This window comes from Natronorubrum halophilum, from assembly GCF_003670115.1.
GTDB classification, from domain to species: domain Archaea; phylum Halobacteriota; class Halobacteria; order Halobacteriales; family Natrialbaceae; genus Natronorubrum; species Natronorubrum halophilum.
The window spans coordinates 205,518-219,932 of the sequence record NZ_QQTY01000002.1 but is presented as its reverse complement, the minus strand read 5'-3'; the positions used below and the strand labels follow the sequence as shown (position 1 = coordinate 219,932).

Sequence of the window (14,415 nt, the reverse complement as noted above, 5' to 3'; positions counted from 1 at the left end):
GTATGTACGTTCTCGACTCCTCGGCGTTTATCCACGACTTTCACACGACAGAACAGACTGCGACGATCCCCCTCGTCCGCGACGAACTCGAGGACGAAAGCGCCTATCGCTACGACGCGATGGAAGGCTCGGGGATGCACATTCATATTCCGAACGAGGATACTACGGAAAAGGTCGAGCGAGCGGCCAAGGAATCCGGCGACCTCGGGGTCCTGTCCGACACCGACATCCGACTCGTCGCCGCGAGCTTCGAACTCGACGCCACGCTCGTGACCGACGACTACGCGATGCAAAACGTCGCCGAAAAGCTCAACGTGACCGTCGAAGTGATCGCCCGAGAGGGAATCGACGAACAGCGCCACTGGACCTATCAGTGTCAGGGCTGCGGTCGGGAGTTCGACGAAGAGAAGGACCGCTGTCCGATCTGTGGCTCGGAACTGGCGCGTAAGAACCCCACGTAGCCGGCGAGCCGTCGCTCCCGTTTTTCTCGAGTTCTCAAAGCATCGTTAGAAAGATCGCCGCGTTGTAACAGCCGTGGACGAGCGCCGGAACGAGCAGGTTGTCCGTGCGCTCGTAGATCGTCCCGAGTATCAACGCGAGGACGAACAACAACGAAAGGCTCGCGAGCAGTTCTCCCGATCCGGCGGTGGCGTACGCCGAAATGTGAACGCACGTGAACACGACGCTTGCGACGACGACGGCACCGGTGCGCGAGAACCGCTCGTAGAGCGACTTCTGGATGATGTTTCGGTAGAGCAGTTCTTCGAACGGGCCGACCAGTAACACCATCGCCGGGATGATGACGAGCAACAGGTCGGGATTGTCGGCTACCTGCTGCGTTGTGGTGTGATCCGAGCCGTCGATACCGACGAGAGACATGAGCCACGAGAGCCCCACGTTCGCCGCGAGTATCAGTACGATCCCGCCGACGATCCACCCGACCGTCCGGAGCGTCGGGCGCTCGAGGTCGATGAACGACAGGTCGCGGCCGCGAAACGCCAGATAGCCGACCGCGACTGCGCCGAGGCCGACGCCGACGGAGAGGTACTCGATTACCGTCCCCTGAAACGCCGTGGGCTCGCCGGCGATCAGCATGACCGGCAACTCGAGAAAGAGGTACGCGAACGACATGCCAATCAGCCCGACGAACGCGAGCACGAGCATCTCGACCGAGAGCGTCAGCCGGTCCAGTAGCCCGCGACCCGAGAGACCGGCGGCGTCGGCGACGCCGATTCCGATGGTTCCCGCCCCCACGAAAAACGCCACGAACAGCAGCGAGACGGACCACTCGAGTCCCGGAACGACGACCGATCCCAGAATCCCCTGGGTGATCGCGTAGCCCGACACGACGACGACGAGGAGGCTCGAGCCGGCCGCAATCGGTCCGGCGATGTTTCGCTCGAGGAGGCCGTGGCGGCGCGCGAGAAAGGCCCCGGTGGTGACGAGTGCGCCAGTTATCCCGATCCAGAGCGCGAACTCGTCGACCCCGCGACGAAGCGGAATCAGGAACGCGACGAGCGTCACGGCTGCGAGGACGGTTCCGATGGCGGGGACGACGGCGGACGAGAGCGGAGCGCCGTCGCCGTCGGCGGCCCGTGCGGTGTGTTCGTCGCTCATGCGTATACGTGGATGTTCGTGTGCGCGTTCATAGGCGAACCGGAACCGAGCGGCCGAGTCCGTTCGACTCGAAGAGGAACGACGTTGCAAACCGATCGATCCACGCGCGGTGGCGTGCGCCGGCTCGCGGTTCGCTGCTCGCTCACCGCGAGACGAATCTGCGCGAGGTCTTCTCGAACGAAAAATAGAGCCGCTACCGTTCGACGCGAAGTTCCGTCTTCTCGGCGACGGCGTCGGCCTCCTCGAACTCGCCGTCGGAATGCTTCGCGTCCCGACGAGCCTCGGAATCGGACTCCGATTCCGAGACGCCGCCCCCGAGCAGCCCTCGAGTCGCCTTCTTCGCCCACTCGACGGCGGGCTGTTCGAACGTGTTGACGCCGTACAGCTCGCCCGCGAGCACGCAGGCCGCTTCCGTGCCGTAGAGCAGGCCGCCCAGTTCGAACTCGTCGACGCGCTCGAGTTCGAGTCGGACGTTCGGTCGGCCGGCCGCCGCGAGGCTGGCCTCGGTCGCCTCGAACTCGGCCTCGAGCAACCCGCCGAGTGTCGTGTCGCCGAGATAGGCGAGATCCTCGACGTCGGTGTCCGGAATCGGACGATCCGCGGTCTCCCGAACCGTGACGAACGTGACGAGTTTGTCCCGCGGACCCGCGCGGTAGAGTTGAAGCTGGGAGTGTTGGTCCGTGACGCCGAGTGCGCGAACGGGCGTCTGTCCGAGGTCGTCCTTGCCCAGACTCTCGGCCCACAGCTGAGCGAACCACTCGGCGGCGGTCTCGAGGGACTCCGCGTAGGGCATCATGGCGTTGATCCCGGCTCCGCGCTGGTCCAGTGCGTATGTCGTCGCGCCGTAGGCGTAGGCGGGACAGTCGAAGAGCGATCCGGTCAGGGTTTCGGCTTCGGCGGCGGCTCCCTCGAGTAGGGCTTCGACGTCGTGGCCACAGATCGCCGCGGCGACCAGTCCGACCGCGGAGAGGGCCGAAAAGCGGCCCGGAACGCCGTCGGGGACCTTCAGCGAGGGCAGATCGTGGCGCTCCGCGAGGTCCCGAAGCGGCCCCGAGTCGCCGGTCGTCACGATCGTTCGCTCGGTCCAGTCGACGCCTGCGGATTCGAAGGCGTCTCTCACGACGAGGAAGTTCGCCAGCGTTTCCGCCGTCGTTCCCGACCGCGAGACGACGTTGATCGCCGCGTTCTCGAGCGGAAGCCGATCGAGTTCGCTCGACACCCAAGCGGGATCGACGTTGTCGAGATAGACGGCTTCGGTGTCGCTCTCGTCGGCGAGCGCGTCGGTGATCGTGGCCGCGCCGAGTGCGCTGCCGCCGATACCGACCGTGATCAGGGCCTCGGCGTCGGCGACCGGTTCGACAGCGGCCCTGATCTCGTCCGGATCGGTTCGTTCGGGGAGGTTCAGCGCCTCGTAGCCGTGTTCGCCGTTCCCCATCCCCTGCTCGATGCGCTCGTGTGCGGCCGCCACCTGCTTGTCCAGTCGCTCGAGGGACTCCCGCGAAACGCCGGGCGACGCGACGGACGCCAGCGCGTTGCCGATGTCTACGTTCATATGCGAGCAGGCGAGGGCCGGAACCAAAGGCGTTCCGTGATGGAGGGGCGACCGCAACCGGTCCCGAAGAACGGGCCGGACGGGAACAAAGCACCACGTGTGTAGGGACCAGCTTTACGCGGCCCGTGCGACTAGGTGAATTCAACCACGATGACCACTCATTCCCCAACCGAACCGATCGATATCCTGCTCGTCGAAGACAACCCGGGCGACGTTCGGCTGACCCAGGAGGCGTTTAAAGAGATAGACAGCGAGATCAGATTCCACACGGTCACCGACGGCGAGGGGGCGACGACGTACTTCGACGTCTGCGGGACTGACACCTCGAGTATCAACCCCGATCTCGTGCTCCTCGACCTGAACCTCCCGCGGGTGGACGGATTCGAGATTCTGGAGATCCTCGGAGACGAACTAGACTACCCGCCGCCGCCGATCCTCGTCCTCTCGAGTTCGGAGACGGAGGAAGATATCGTCAAAAGCTACGAGCGTGCGGCGAACGCCTACCTCACGAAACCGGACGACCCCGACGAGTTCGATGCGCTGGCGAAAGCGATCGAGGACTTCTGGATCGATTCGGCGCAGCATCCGCCCGCCCCGTCGTAGGGCAGGTGCTCGGGGCGGATCGCCCGAACGGATTTCGGGGAACTCGTTTTTGCATTCGTCGTGGGGGTGGCAGTGAACTGCTGTTCGCGCTGGAACCGGACAGTTCCACGCCTCCCCGGCAGACTTGCTCGCGCACTCGCGGCCGACGGCCGTTCGCCGTTTCGCGGCGCGTCGACATCGCGACCGCCGATTCCTCGCGAGACGTGATCGAAAGTCGAAACCCCGAAACCGTCCCTGCGCGTACCACCCGCTCATGACCGAAAAAACGGGCACGTTCGTCGTCACCCACGCCGAAGACGACTCGGCCGTCATCCGCGACGCCGAGACCGCACAGGTCCACACCCTCGCGTCGAACCCCGGCCTCGAGGTCCACGACGTCCTCGAGGCGACCGTCGCACCCGACCCGCCGCTCGAGGTCACGTGGCAGGTCGTCGAGGTCGACGACCGCCGCTCGATCGAACTGGTCGATACCGACCTCGAACCGACCCAGCACTCGAAAGCGGTGGCGGCCGACGCCGAGGTCGGCGAACTCGTCCAGGAGGAGCGAGCGGGCACCGGCGAGATACACATCTTTCGCGTCCCCGAAGACGAGGTCGAGGCCGCAGCACGGGACGTCCTCGACGACGAGGAGACGATCGCTCGAGCGGCCAGGCTCGAGGCGGTCCGCGTCGAGGTTCGCCGGTCCGCCGACGACGGCGTGTTGAGCGTTCGGTACCTTCCCGACTGATGCTCTCGCGCTCGTCGCGAACCGTCCACGCGTGCGTCAAAGAACGACAGTTGTTCCGCCTGAAACCGTGGAAATCGCGAATATTAGGGGCTCGAGACCTCGATTCGGTCGACGACCGTCTCGTCCGGGACGCTGGTCGTCCAATTGGTAAGTCGTGCGTTTTGACCTTATTCGGGCGTCAGAATCCGTGAGACCGCCTCGAGCGGGTTCAACTCAACGCCATCTGGATAACGTTCTTCGAAAAACATGCTGTAGAAATTGAGAAGGCTTACTTCGGCTGATCTCGAGTGGTCGCGTATATGGGTTATTTCGACGTACCGGAGATCGATTATACCCGGTACAGCGACCGCCAACTCGCGGCGGTTCCGCTCGCGGTTCTCGCGGTGGCACTGCTCGTCCTCACTGGCTCGTTTCTCGCGACGGGAGCGCCGGTTCAGCCGGGGATGGACTTCGCCGGCGGATCGGAACTGACCATCCAGACGACCTCCTCGCAGGAGGAGATCGCGAACGCCTTCGACGAAGAGCCCGAGTCGATCCAGGCGGTCTCAGGGCCCGACACGGAAAACCAGTACATCGTCCAGTTCACCACGACCGATCTCTCGACGTTGACCGAGCAAGCCGAGGCGAACCTGGAGCAAGACGGAGACGCCGATGTCGTCCAACTCGAATCGACGGTATCGGAGAGTTTCGGAGATCAAACCCAGCGGACCGCCCTGTTGGGGATCGCCGTGGCCTTCCTCGGGATGAGCGCGATCACGTTCTTGCTCTTTCGAACGTTCGTGCCGTCGATCGCGATCGTGGTCTCGGCGCTTTCGGACATCGTGATCCCGCTGGCGTTCATGGCAGTCGCCGGAATCTCGCTCTCGCTCGGGACCGTCGCCGCGTTGCTCATGTTGATCGGGTATTCGGTCGACTCCGACATCCTGTTGAACAACCACATTCTGCGGCGTAGCGGCGACTTCTACGAAAGCACCAACCGCGCGATGGGGACCGGTGTCACGATGACGGTGACGTCGATGGTGGCGATGCTCGTCATGGGCGTCACGGCGTGGCTGTTCGGCGTCGAGTTGCTGGCATCGATCGGGATCATCCTCTTCGTCGGCCTCGCAGCCGACCTGATGAACACGTATATGCTGAATCTGAGTCTACTTCGCTGGTACAAGTTCCATGGGGTGAGATCGTAATGGGACCGATCACGTTCGTCAAGGAGTACTGGCGGGTCCTCTTCCTGGTAGTTTTCATCACCGGCGCGCTCGTTGCCCTCTTCATCCCCGGCGGAATCATGGCGGACGACAGTCTCGCCGGAGACGAGAGCGTCGGCGACAACCCGACGAACCTCGAGTACGGACTCGGACTCGACGGCGGGACGCGCATTAGCGCCCCGGTCGTCGGGATGACTGCCGAGGATATCGACGCCGGTGCCGTAGACGAAGAGGGCCGCGTCGATCGCGAACGGCTCACGGAAATCGAGAATACGCTGTACGAGGAACTCGATCTCGATACGGGTAACGTGAGCGTCAGCCACGACGACGACGGCAACGTTCACGCCGAGTTGTTCACCAACCAGAGAACGAAACAGGAGTTCGCCGACGCGCTCGGCGAAGCGGGGGTCGAGGTCGATCCCGACGAAGATATCCGCGACGGCGTGACGGCACAGACGCGCAGCCAGATGGTCGAGACGATCCAGTCGAAGATCAACGCGGCTGGCCTCTCGGGCGGCAACGCGTACGAATCCGAACAGCTCGGCGGCAACTACTACATCGTCACCGAAGTGCCGGACATGAGCCCCGACGAACTCCGCGAGATCCTTTCGGATCGGGGTATCGTCGAAGTTCGGGCGTACTATCCGGACGAGGACGGGAACCAGACGAACGAGACGGTGTTGGAAGGGTCGGATATCGAAACGGTCGATCCGCCGAGACCGGCCGAGCAAGGGACGGGCTACAGGGTTCCGGTCCAGGTCGACAGTAACGCCGCACCCACCTATCAGGAGCGAATGAACGAACTCGGGTTCACCAGCGACGAGGGGATCGGGCAGTGTTCCCTCCGCGGTGACGGCGAGACGATCAGCTTCGACCACGGTGACGAGCCACAGTACTGTCTGCTCACCGTCGTCGACGATGAGGTCGTCGACGCCCACAGCATGGGCGGGGATCTGGCCCAGAGCATGAGCGACGGAACGTGGGCGAACGATCCCACGTTTACGATGGGGGCCCAGACCCAACAGCAAGGTCAGACGCTCTCGGTGAATCTGCAGGCCGGACCCCTCCCCGCGCCGCTCGACTTCAGCCAGGAGCAGACCTACTCGCTATCGCCCACGCTCGCCGATCAGTTCAAGCTCTACTCGCTGCTCATCGGCGCGCTGTCGGTGCTGACCGTCAGTTCCGTCGTCTTCCTGCGGTACCGTGACGTCCGCGTCGCCGCACCGATGGTCGTCACCGCGATGGCGGAGGTCGTCATCCTGCTCGGCTTCGCCGCGCTGATACGCATGCCCCTGGACCTCTCTCACGTCGCCGGCTTCATCGCCGTCGTCGGGACGGGGGTGGACGACCTCATCATCATCGCCGACGAGGTGATGGACGACGGCGACGTCAACTCACAGCGGGTGTTCGAGTCTCGCTTCCGCAAGGCGTTCTGGGTCATCGGGGCCGCCGCGGCGACGACGATCATCGCCATGTCGCCGCTGGCCGTCTTGAGCCTCGGTGATCTGCGCGGATTCGCCATCATCACCATCCTCGGCGTGCTGATCGGGGTGCTCATCACCCGGCCCGCCTACGGCGACATCCTCCAGCGACTGATGACGAGGAAGTAGGCGGTCCATCCGGTCGTTTCGTTCCGGCTGGTTCTCAGCGCTAGCTCCCCCCTCGACAGCGCGGGCACCAGTCGACGGTACCGTCGTCACCGTACACGCGCGCAAAATCGAGCGAGACGGGATCGTGGCAGTTCGTACAGGTCGGCATACTGATCAGCCCGAAAACGGGGTGCCACGGGCAAGAGCAGCCAGCCTGATACTGCAGCCCGGCACGTCGACTCGAGCGAAACGCCGACGGAAACCGGCGTGGCGCTCAGGTCGGGACGACGTTCGAGACGCCGACGCCGACCTCGAACTCCCGTGGAGTAGCGTCGAAACAAGGACGCTCACCAGTTCGGGTATGCTCGAGCCCGCGGCAGCGATGGTCGCCCCCTGAACGACCGCAGCGAGCGCGAGAAGACCGACCACATCGAACGTGTCTCACTCACGTGTCCAGCGCCAGTGTAAAACGGTCTACAGGTCCCGGCAGGGGCGTTCGATCGTCTCGATCGGCGCTCCGTCCGCGACGCTCAGAATCGGTCGAGGCCAGTCTGTCGGGCGTCGGCGAGGACGTCCTCGCAGGTCGACCACGACTCGCGGGCGAACGGCGGCAGGTCGCCGTGTTCGGCGGCGTAGGACACCAAAAACTCGCGGGTGGTCGGATCGCTGGGATAGCCGCTGCCGACCGGTCCGTGCTCCTCCGCGATCGCGGCGACGTGGGCATCGCGCTCGACTTTGGCGACGATACTGGCCGCGCCGACGATTTTCGAGTCGTCGTCGGCACCGTGGCGGGCGTCGATCTCGAGTTCGGGGGACGCGAGCGAGGGCGACTCCGAGCAGGCCGCCGTAACGCGACGGGCGAATCGGGCGGCGTCGGTGTCGCAGGCGTCACAGAGGCCGGTGATCGAGTCGGTCTCGAGTGCACCCTCGTCGACGCCGTCGAGCGCCCCCTCGATCGCCTCGGCGTGGGCGGCGACGGCCAGCGAGTTCATGTCCGTCTCCGGGTCGTCGATCCGCGCCGTCGAAATCTCGGCGACGCCGACCTGGATCCGGCCGTCGTCGCGGATCGCTGCGGCCAGTTCCTCGCGTCGAGCGGGCGCGAGTCGCTTGGAGTCTGCGATTCCGTCGGGGAGCACGTCGGGGTCCTCGAGGTGGACGGCCGCGGCGAACATCGAGCCGAGCGCCGGACCCTTTCCCGCTTCGTCGACGCCGAATGGCATACGGTGATAGCTCGGCGGACGGCGAAATAACGGTTGTGACTCCGACTCGGGACCGTACCCGGTTGCAAGCGGGCGATACGCGGCTTCAGGTTGCTCCTTCGCCGCGGGGTTCGTCCTGGAAGAACTCCTCGAGTTCGAACGGTTCGTTCTCGCCTTCGACGGCGAGGACGTCGAGCGCCGTCACCTCGGCGTCGACCTCGAGCAGTCCCGAGAGACTCGGCACCGTGCGGCCGTCGTCGCTGCTGATCAGTTCCTTGACGTAGAGGCCGCCCTCGCCGTGGATCCGGACCTCGGCCCGCGTCGGCTCGAGCAGTTCGCCGTCGATATCGTAGACCGTTCGCTCGCGGGTGAGCGCCGCTCGACGGTGATCGACGCGCTGAGGTGTATCCTGATCGACGGTCGTCCCCGTGAGGGTCTCGAGCGCGGCCTCGAAGTCGCCGTTTTCGACCGGTTCAGCGAACTCGACGTCCGCGCGATAGCGCTTGCTCGCGTCGTGTTCCTTGACGCGTTCGACCATGTCGTAAGTCGCAAGGCGCAGCCCCTCGACCTCGATCGCCCCCGCCGCGGTCTCGTTGATCTCGCGCTCTACGACCGCGGGGTCCGGATCGCGCGTTTTCGGATCCTTCACTTCGAGGACGAACGGCCGACCGCCCTCGAGCATCCGGGCGTCGACGTCTTCGCGGCCCGCGCCGTGGAAGGTCCCCTCCTCGCCGTCCATCGCGTCGACGACGTGTGGGCGGACGACCTGCTCGACGCTCGTATCGTACATGTAGCCCGATCCGCCGCAGTAGTCACAGGGCTCCTCGCCCCCGTCGCCGAGTTGAATGCCGCTGCCGCCACACTCCCGGCAGGGCCACTCCGTTTGAGGGATGTCCCGCTCGAGTTTCCGATAGCGGCCGTAGACGAAGGCGGGGTTGACCTGCACGTCGACCGCGTGGCTCGTGACGGAGTCCGACTCGAGGGCTTCGCGGGGATCGAACGCCTCGAGGTCGACGATCGCGAGGACGTCCGGACGGTCGAAGTCGACCTCGGTACCCGTTCTCGCGCCGACGCGACGCCCCACTTCGCGGTTGCTCTCCTGTTTGAGAAACTCGCCGATCTCCGTCTCGAGGTCGGCGTCCTCCCTGAGGAGGCGTTCGTTTTCCTCGACCAGCGGCGGGACGCGGGTCCCGACCTGATAGGTGACGAACTCGACGTCTGCGAGCGCGTCGACGATCGTTTCGGCGATCGCATCGAAGGTTCCGCAGTACCCCTCACAGACCCAGCAATCCGCGGGATCGACGGGGGCGAAATCGTCGTCGTCTTCCATCGCGACCGTCGTCCGTACCGCCCGACCGCGTTCGGCGTTGGTCAATCCGAAACTCCGCTCGGCAAACGGTCGGCCGAGACAGGAGTCACAGACGGGTCCCGTCTCGAGTAACGCGCGGGCGTCTTCCGTGATCATATCACGAGCATCGGGCGGCCGCGGGTAACACGTTTTCCCTTCGGGCGGACGCGTCGCGCGGCCGTGCGTCCGATCGCCTACCGCGAAACCGGACCCTCGAACGATCCCGCGATCAGTTCTCACCGCTCTCGGTATCGGTCGCCGCTCCATCGATATCCGTCCTCGACCGTCCGAAACAGGTCCTCGAGAGGAACTCGAGGGGCTAGCATGTACGAATCCCGGACGTTCAAATGGACCGGGTGCTACCGACAGCACATGAACGAATCCCGACTGGATCGTCGCGGGTTTCTCTCGCTCGCCGGAACCGGGCTTGTCGGTGCCGTCGCCGGCTGTGCCGAGCCCAGAACCGATAACTCGGTTTCGGAGAGTCGATCGCGGTCGATCGATCGAGACGACATCGCCGACGGATCGACGTTCACCGACGTCTACGAGGCGGTCATCGACTCGGTCACGCAGATTCAGGTCGCCGGCGTCAGCGATCCGGATACCGGGGAGCAGCGTCGCGGACAGGGCTCCGGCTTTCTCGTCGACGACACCCATATCGTCACGAACGAACACGTGGTCGCCGGCGGCGAGACCATCGACCTTCAGTATATCAACGGCGACTGGACGAGCACCCGACTCGTCGGAACCGATTTCTACACCGATCTAGCCGTTCTCGAGGCCGATCACGTCCCCGACGGGACGACGCCGTTGTCGCTGTCAACCGAACGCCCAGTCGTCGGACAACAGGTGCTCGCGATCGGCAATCCCTACGGTCTCGAGGGAACGGCGACGCAGGGGATCGTCAGCGGCGTCAATCGGACGCTCGATATGCCGGATCGGAGCTTCTCGTTCTCGAACGTGGTCCAGACCGACGCCGCGGTCAACCCCGGAAACAGCGGCGGGCCGCTCGTCAACCTCGACGGGGAGGTCATCGGCGTCATCAACGCCGGCGGGGCCAACAACATCGGCTTTGCGATCTCCGCAGCGATGACGGCTCGCGTCGCTCCGGCGCTCATCGAGCGCGGCGAGTACGAACATCCCTACATGGGAATCGGCCTCGAAACCGTCGACCGACACATCGCCGAGGCGAACGGGCTTCCCGAAATGACCGGCGTAATCGTGACCGCGGTTGTCGACGGCGAAGCCGCGGACGGCGTTCTCGAGGCGGCCGGAACCTCGACCGACGACCGGGTTCCCGTCGGCGGCGACGTGATATTCGCGATCGACGGCGAACCGATCCCAGATCGTCACGTCCTCTCGACGTACCTCGGACTCGAGACCAGTCCGGGCGATACAATCGAGATCGAGTGCTGGCGCGACCGCAGCGAGGTGACGGTATCGCTGACGCTCGGTTCGCGGCCACCGATCGAGTAGTCCGCTCGCCAGTTGCACGGACGGACACCGATCGGTAGTATCGAACCAGTCGGCACGGTATCGAAGCCGGTCGAAACGACCACGTACACGGATCGGTTTCCCACGATTGCTCGCGCGTCGGTCGTAATCTCCCCGTACACGTCGGCAGCGATTTCGTTCTCGCTCGTGCGAACGACCGGATCGGGACGGATCGGAATCGACGGCTACCGTCGCTGTCCGGCGGATTAGCAACTCGATAACAATAGGATACTCTCGAATATCGACGGTCGGAGCGATCACCCATCGCTTGTCACAGATGAACACGGACGCCGACATCCATCCCCCTGCCGACGAACCGCCCATCGAACTCGATCACGCGACTATCGAGAACGAAGACGCCCCCGACGAGTGTGCGATCTTTCCCCGAGAGGCAACCGAGGAGGAACTGATGACCAACTGGATTACCGCTCACGACGACTCGTTCGTTTCGCTCACGTCGATGCGGTAATGCCATGACCATGCACCTGGGAAGCGCCGTTACCACCGTCGGCTTCTGGCTCGGCACGCTTTTGCCGATCGCCTACTTCCCACTCTTTTTCGCCGGCATCGACTCGGTCGGCATGCTATCGGTTTTCCTCGTCCTCCTCGTCGTCCACGCGCTCGCCCTCATCGTCGGCCACGATTACCCCGGCTCGCGCTCGCAGTGAGGCGTTGCCAGCGAGTTCGTCCCTTCGCGCGTCACGAATCGAGACGGCCCACCGGATGTACGATCCGCGCTGTCCGTAAGTGGTCTCGAGTGCCAGTCAAAACGAAATCGCGAACGTCGTTCGCAGCCGCGGTATCGCGCGCCAGTGCGTGTCACCGTCGATCACCGGAGACCGGTCCTCAGTACTCCGCCGGCTGCCATAGCTGGACGTGTGGCGTCTCGCAGCTGTCACAGACCATCGCCCGATTGTCCTTGTAGACGCCTCGCTCGAGTTCGCCGTCGGCGCAGTACGGACACGACTGCCCCTCGAGGAGCGTGAGTAACCGGCGGTCGTTGCTATCCGGCTGTGATTTCGCCATGTAATTATTTCATACCGGAAGGAAGGGAAACGGTTGGCCATGCCTATGCAATGTCAGTCGGCGAGAACCGATGGCCTGCGGCCGGTTTTCGGTTTCTGTCACCCGGAGAGGAGTGCGAGACCAGCGTTTCGTCTCGTCTCATCTAGCCGTGGTATGATGACACTACACAGGGGAGGACGAGCGGCCCGACCGCTCGAGAAACCGTGGAGGCTATCCCGCCGGTCGACCGTGTTCCGGTATGCGCCAGTTCGTACTCATCGGTCACGAGGTGCCGACCGAACCCGACTTTTCGCTCGACGACCTCGCGGGCGGTGCCGGCCGCCTCGACGCACTGTGTCGGTCGATCACCGCATCGTTCGTCACCTCCCACGGCATCCGTACGGATGTCCGCACCCATCTCGTCGTCCAGGACGAACTCACGATCACGTTCGACGGTAGCGACCTTCGCAGACTCAACCCCGACGAACGAAGCACGGCCGCGCTGGTTCGCAACGCCCTCGAGCACCGCGACGAGGCTATCGGCGCGCTCCCGGCGGAGCCCAGCCCGGGCGTCGAACTCTACCGCCGCGGCTTCGAAGCGACGCTGGAGGCGCTCGCGAACGACGGAACCGTCGTCCAGTTGCACGAAGACGGCGACACAGCGGCCGACGCTGGCGGGCTCGAGAACCCTGTATTCGTGCTGTCCGACCACCGAGATTTCACCGACGAGGAGGAGGCTGTACTCGAGAACGTCGTCGACCGACGGCTCCGTCTCGGGCCGGAACTGTTGCACGCCGATCAGGCGATCACGGTCGCGCATCACTATCTGGATACGGACGGTTACGAGCGGTTTTGAGGGGGTAATCGCAGGTGAGAACCGCAACCCGGTGATCCGATTTGCGGTCCGGAACCGTTAAACGATTACGCGTCCAGAGTTGAAACTGCGGGCCGGTGGGGTAGCTTGGTATCCTTCGGCCTTCGGGTGGCCGTAACCGCAGTTCGAATCTGCGCCGGCCCACTTTTCCCGCATCGCAACTCGAGGAGCGGAGCGACGGGTCCGCGATGCAGAAAAATGGATCCAAGCAGATTCGAACATGCGAGCCGCAGCGCTCGAGCGTAGTGAGAGCGACCGTCTCGCAACTGTTCGGCATCTGCGCCGGTCCACTGGAGAAAAATTCCGTTTCTCGCGACGAGAACGACAATCGGCGTATCGATCGGTTACGAATTCAGAATTCCTATTACCAGCGTGAGGGAAGATGGGGCATGTCATCTCCCGCAACGATCACGAGACGGCAGTTTGGTCTGGGCGCTGCCGGGCTTACATCACTGCCCGCCAGTGGTTGCCTTAGTGACATCACCGATGACGGCGGTCACGAGCACGAACACGAGGATCCGCCCTGGGAATGGGGTGGATTGTACGAGCTCGAGTCGGGGACGTACACCTACGCGTACCATGAGGGACCCGATCCCGATATGCGACTCGCGGTCGTCCCGGCGGACGAGGGCGGCGAACACGGGCTCTTCCACGCGGGGGAAACGGCAACAGAACTGTTCGAGAAGGCGGAGGCAGACACCGTTCTCACCGACGGAGACACGACACGACCGTCGGCTGACCGACTGTACCGCGTCGATTTTGAATCCGACGGCGAAACGACGATCGAGCTTCGCGTCGAGTCCGACGGCTACTACTCGATAGTTACCGAACACGTGCCCGCGGAGTTCGAGGCCGAACTCCGCTCCGAAACCGGCGGCGAGATGACGACAGACGTGACAGAACCCCACTCGAGTCACAGCCACGGAGAGGACGATCACGGCGACGACCACGATCACTGACGCCCATGAGCATCTCCGATCGCCCAGTTCGCACGTGATGAGCGCGTGTTTCGCGACGAAACAGTATCACCCGTCCGCTCGAGCGTAAACCGCCGTTTCGTCACATTCTTCATCTCCCCTTGAGCCGAGCCGTCGTTCCGGATCGGACGTGAATCCGGTGCGGCCGACGATGAGCCAGCGACCACAGTGTCGCCGTCGGGGGTGCTCTCGCTTCGACCCGAAGAGCCTTTAGGACCTCCTTAGATA

Annotated in this window: 16 protein-coding genes and 1 tRNA gene; 11 read left to right on the top strand and 6 right to left on the bottom strand. The window is 64.2% G+C overall.

The annotated features are described in order from the left end of the window. Positions 1 to 2: 2 nt before the first annotated feature. Positions 3 to 461, top strand: coding sequence for an NOB1 family endonuclease (locus DWB23_RS07180; protein WP_121742146.1), 459 nt, complete (start codon positions 3 to 5; stop codon positions 459 to 461). 34 nt (positions 462 to 495) lie between these two features. Here DWB23_RS07180 and DWB23_RS07175 read toward each other — a convergent pair whose 3' ends face one another. Next, on the bottom strand, positions 496 to 1,617 hold the full coding sequence (locus DWB23_RS07175) for a CPBP family intramembrane glutamic endopeptidase (protein ID WP_121742145.1): 1,122 nt from the start codon (positions 1,615 to 1,617) through the stop codon (positions 496 to 498). 193 nt (positions 1,618 to 1,810) lie between these two features. Further along, on the bottom strand, positions 1,811 to 3,169 hold the full coding sequence (locus tag DWB23_RS07170; RefSeq protein WP_121742144.1) for a glucose-6-phosphate isomerase: 1,359 nt from the start codon (positions 3,167 to 3,169) through the stop codon (positions 1,811 to 1,813). A 150-nt stretch (positions 3,170 to 3,319) separates the two neighbouring features. Here DWB23_RS07170 and DWB23_RS07165 point away from each other — a divergent pair, with 150 nt between their 5' ends. The 4 genes from DWB23_RS07165 (at position 3,320) to DWB23_RS07150 (ending at position 7,311) form a co-directional block, all read left to right on the top strand. Beyond that, positions 3,320 to 3,772, top strand: coding sequence for a response regulator (locus DWB23_RS07165; RefSeq protein WP_238717368.1), 453 nt, complete (start codon positions 3,320 to 3,322; stop codon positions 3,770 to 3,772). Positions 3,773 to 4,025: 253 nt separating this feature from the next. Further along, complete coding sequence (locus DWB23_RS07160) at positions 4,026 to 4,499, top strand: DUF5812 family protein (RefSeq protein ID WP_121742143.1); 474 nt, start codon at positions 4,026 to 4,028, stop codon at positions 4,497 to 4,499. Positions 4,500 to 4,798: 299 nt separating this feature from the next. Next, the gene (gene secF, locus DWB23_RS07155) at positions 4,799 to 5,683 is read left to right on the top strand and encodes a protein translocase subunit SecF (protein WP_121742142.1); all 885 of its coding nucleotides are present in this window, start codon (positions 4,799 to 4,801) and stop codon (positions 5,681 to 5,683) included. Next, entirely contained in the window at positions 5,683 to 7,311 is a 1,629-nt protein-coding gene (locus tag DWB23_RS07150; RefSeq protein ID WP_121742141.1) for a preprotein translocase subunit SecD, read from the top strand. Before secF ends, DWB23_RS07150 begins: the two co-directional genes overlap by 1 nt. 40 nt (positions 7,312 to 7,351) lie before the next feature. On the opposite strand, the gene DWB23_RS24095 is transcribed toward DWB23_RS07150, so the two are convergent. From DWB23_RS24095 to DWB23_RS07135, 3 genes are all read right to left on the bottom strand, one after another. Further along, the gene (locus DWB23_RS24095) at positions 7,352 to 7,459 is read right to left on the bottom strand and encodes a DUF7563 family protein (RefSeq protein WP_449289618.1); all 108 of its coding nucleotides are present in this window, start codon (positions 7,457 to 7,459) and stop codon (positions 7,352 to 7,354) included. Positions 7,460 to 7,820: 361 nt separating this feature from the next. Beyond that, positions 7,821 to 8,510 carry a ribonuclease HII gene (gene rnhB / locus DWB23_RS07140; RefSeq protein WP_121742139.1) on the bottom strand — a complete coding sequence of 230 codons (690 nt, stop codon included), beginning with the start codon at positions 8,508 to 8,510 and terminating at the stop codon, positions 7,821 to 7,823. Positions 8,511 to 8,595: 85 nt separating this feature from the next. After that, the gene (locus tag DWB23_RS07135) at positions 8,596 to 9,954 is read right to left on the bottom strand and encodes a tRNA pseudouridine(54/55) synthase Pus10 (RefSeq protein WP_121742138.1); all 1,359 of its coding nucleotides are present in this window, start codon (positions 9,952 to 9,954) and stop codon (positions 8,596 to 8,598) included. 255 nt (positions 9,955 to 10,209) lie between these two features. Between DWB23_RS07135 and DWB23_RS07130 the strand changes: the two genes are divergently transcribed. The 3 genes from DWB23_RS07130 to DWB23_RS07115 all read left to right on the top strand — a co-directional run bounded on the left by DWB23_RS07130 (position 10,210) and on the right by DWB23_RS07115 (position 11,999). Then, a complete protein-coding gene (locus tag DWB23_RS07130) occupies positions 10,210 to 11,313 on the top strand; it encodes a S1C family serine protease (protein WP_121743040.1) in 1,104 nt (367 codons plus the stop codon). Positions 11,314 to 11,608: 295 nt separating this feature from the next. Beyond that, positions 11,609 to 11,800: a DUF7511 domain-containing protein gene (locus DWB23_RS07120; protein WP_121742136.1), complete on the top strand. Its 192-nt coding sequence runs from the start codon at positions 11,609 to 11,611 to the stop codon at positions 11,798 to 11,800. Between the two features lie 10 nt (positions 11,801 to 11,810). Further along, positions 11,811 to 11,999, top strand: a complete 189-nt coding sequence (locus DWB23_RS07115) for a hypothetical protein (RefSeq protein ID WP_121742135.1) — start codon at positions 11,811 to 11,813, stop codon at positions 11,997 to 11,999. A gap of 178 nt (positions 12,000 to 12,177) precedes the next feature. Here DWB23_RS07115 and DWB23_RS07110 read toward each other — a convergent pair whose 3' ends face one another. Then, entirely contained in the window at positions 12,178 to 12,357 is a 180-nt protein-coding gene (locus tag DWB23_RS07110) for an HVO_A0556 family zinc finger protein (protein ID WP_121742134.1), read from the bottom strand. 238 nt (positions 12,358 to 12,595) lie between these two features. On the opposite strand from DWB23_RS07110, the gene trmY reads away from it, so the two are divergent. The 3 genes from trmY (at position 12,596) to DWB23_RS07095 (ending at position 14,169) form a co-directional block, all read left to right on the top strand. Beyond that, positions 12,596 to 13,192: a tRNA (pseudouridine(54)-N(1))-methyltransferase TrmY gene (trmY, locus tag DWB23_RS07105; protein ID WP_121742133.1), complete on the top strand. Its 597-nt coding sequence runs from the start codon at positions 12,596 to 12,598 to the stop codon at positions 13,190 to 13,192. A gap of 89 nt (positions 13,193 to 13,281) precedes the next feature. Then, positions 13,282 to 13,354: transfer RNA gene (locus tag DWB23_RS07100), tRNA-Pro, on the top strand. A gap of 245 nt (positions 13,355 to 13,599) precedes the next feature. Beyond that, positions 13,600 to 14,169, top strand: a complete 570-nt coding sequence (locus tag DWB23_RS07095) for a hypothetical protein (RefSeq protein ID WP_121743039.1) — start codon at positions 13,600 to 13,602, stop codon at positions 14,167 to 14,169. Positions 14,170 to 14,415 lie beyond the last annotated feature (246 nt).